We start from the raw sequence: 721 nt of genomic DNA, 5'->3' as shown, positions 1-721 counted from the left end.
GCCGACTCGAGATGGTCAAGCAGATGACTCTTGAAGGCTTCGATGCCGTGCGAGCGGCAGCCGCGCACGGCGTCACTGCGCCAACAGCCAGGAAGTGGCTCGGTCGCTACCTGGCCGGTGGCCAAGCCGCCTTGGCCGATGCCTCTTCCAGACCCATGCGCTCGCCCAGGACCATTGATGCTGCCAAGGCGTTGCTCATCGTCGAACTGCGCAAACGTCGAATGCTGCAGGCTCGCATCGCACGCAGCGTCGGTGTTTCTGAGTCCACGGTCAGCCGCGTGCTGGCGCGAGCGGGCCTGTCCAAGTTGAGTGACCTGGAGCCCGTCGAAGCTGTCGTGCGCTACGAGCACGAGGCACCCGGGGACCTGCTGCACATCGACACCAAGAAGCTCGGGCGCATCGTGCGGCCCAGCCACCGCGTCACAGGCAACCGACGCGACTCGGTCGATGGTGCAGGCTGGGAGACGCTGTTTGTCGCCATCGACGACCACGCAAGACTGGCGTTCACCGCCATGCATCCCGATGAGAAGCAGGCACAGGCAGTCCTGTTCCTGCGCAATGCAGTGGCCTATTACGCTCGCTTGGGCATCACCGTGCAGCGACTGCTGACGGACAACGGTCCGGCATTCCGTTCGCGTGAGTTCAGGGCGACCTGCAATGAACTGGGCATCAAGCACAGCTTCACGCGGCCCTACCGACCGCAGACCAACGGCAAGGCCGA

1 protein-coding gene is annotated in these 721 nt (G+C 64.4%); it reads left to right on the top strand.

The window, feature by feature from the left end; all coding sequences use genetic code 11:
• On the top strand, positions 1-721 hold a 721-nt coding region (locus CVH10_RS16860; RefSeq protein ID WP_106489325.1), incomplete at both ends, for an IS481 family transposase.

The sequence above is a fragment of the Halomonas sp. ND22Bw genome (assembly GCF_003011945.1).
Taxonomy (GTDB): Bacteria; Pseudomonadota; Gammaproteobacteria; order Pseudomonadales; family Halomonadaceae; genus Halomonas; species Halomonas halophila.
Note: the sequence above shows the minus strand (reverse complement) of the source record. Positions and strands in the feature narration are given on the sequence as shown.